General features: G+C 68.5%; 2 protein-coding genes. Both read right to left on the bottom strand.

What is annotated here, in order from left to right:
- Nucleotides 1–3: 3 nt before the first annotated feature.
- Nucleotides 4–984, bottom strand: a complete 981-nt coding sequence (locus AC1DRP_RS36565; protein ID WP_441507629.1) for an Ldh family oxidoreductase — start codon at nt 982–984, stop codon at nt 4–6.
- On the bottom strand, nt 981–1366 hold a 386-nt coding region (locus tag AC1DRP_RS36560), incomplete at its 5' end, for an NAD(P)-dependent oxidoreductase (RefSeq protein ID WP_476771138.1). The genes AC1DRP_RS36560 and AC1DRP_RS36565, both read right to left, overlap by 4 nt.

The following is a 1366-nucleotide window of genomic DNA, read 5'->3' as shown; positions in this document are numbered from 1 at the left end:
GCTTTAGGCGGAGAGGATTTCCTCAGGGATCAGAATCCCTTCAGCGCGGGCCTTCGCACGCAGATTCAAGCGCCTCGTCCCCGGCAGGCGCGTGCCTGGCTGGTCCTCTATCGCGTGGGCCAGCAGCTTCATGCGTTCGGCGAACCAATTGCCGCCCATGCTGGCGGGATCGATCGCGAGGATGAGCTGGCCGGTATCGGGTGGACCGCCCTTGTCGTCGATGAAGGAGGACGCTTGGAAGGCGAAATGCGTGCCGACCAGTGCCGCGGCGAGGATCTCCACCATCATCGCCAAGGTCGCGCCCTTGGCGTCGCCGAGCGGCACCATGGTGCCGGCAATCGCGGCGGCCGGGTCGGTTGTCGGCTTGCCATCCGCATCGAGCGCCCAGCCTTCGGGGATGGGCTCGCCCTTCTGTCTGGCGGCGACGATCGGCCCGCGCGCGACCTTGCTCAGCGCCATGTCGATGACGACCGGCTCGCGCCCGGCGAGCGGTGCGGCAAAGGCGATGGGATTGGTGCCGAAGACCGGCTTCGAGCCGCCCCAGGGCGCCATCGCGCCCGGCGTATTGGCGAAGAGCAAGGCGACGAGCCCCTGCTCGGCCAGGCGCTCGACATGCAGTCCCGCAGCGCCGCAATGGTTCGAGCGCCTGATCGGTGCCGCGACGACGCCCTGGGCGCGTGCGAGTTCGGGCAGCTCGCTGACCGCAAGATCGATCGCGGGATAGGCAAAGCCATGGGCGGCGTCGATGGCGAGCACGCCGGGCTTCGGTCGCCGGGCGATCGGCACGGCCTGGCCATCGATCTTTCCCGATTTCAGCATGGCCAGATAGGTCGGCACACGCGAAAGGCCGTGGCCCTTCAAGCCGTCGGCCTCGGCCATCACCAAGGCCCAGGCAACGGAGGCGGCATTGGCCGCTGAAGTCCCCGCAGCGGCGAACAGCGCCGCAATTCTGGCTTCGGCCTCCTCCAGAGAAAGGCGGGTCATGTCCGCCCCTCCAGCGCGGCGATGACGCGCTCCGCGACGAGGCYGGAAACGCGCCCGTTCGATTCGACGGTATTGCCGGCGATATGCGGCGTCAGGATCAGGTTCGGCGTGCCGGCGAAGAGCTTGGCGCCGCCGCGCAGCGGCTCCTCCTCGAAGACGTCGAGCGCCGCACCGGCGAGCCTGCCGCTCTTCAGGGCCTCGACCAGCGCGGCCTCGTCCATGACTCCGCCACGCGAGGCGTTGATCAGGATCGCGTCCGGCTTCATGCGCGCGAAGGACGCGCTTCCGATTAGCCCCTTGGTCTCCGAGGTCAGCGGCAGATGCAGGCTGATTACATCCGAGGTCGCAAGCAGGGCATCGAGCTCCAGCCCGAGCTCCAGCC

It is taken from the genome of Allobosea sp. 01N443 (assembly GCF_056399325.1).
Note: the sequence above shows the minus strand (reverse complement) of the source record. Positions and strands in the feature narration are given on the sequence as shown.

What these genes read in the sequence shown, in the direction of transcription:
- AC1DRP_RS36565 (WP_441507629.1), bottom strand. Translation starts at nt 984, where the DNA reads ATGACCCGCCTTTCTCTGGAGGAGGCCGAAGCCAGAATTGCGGCGCTG.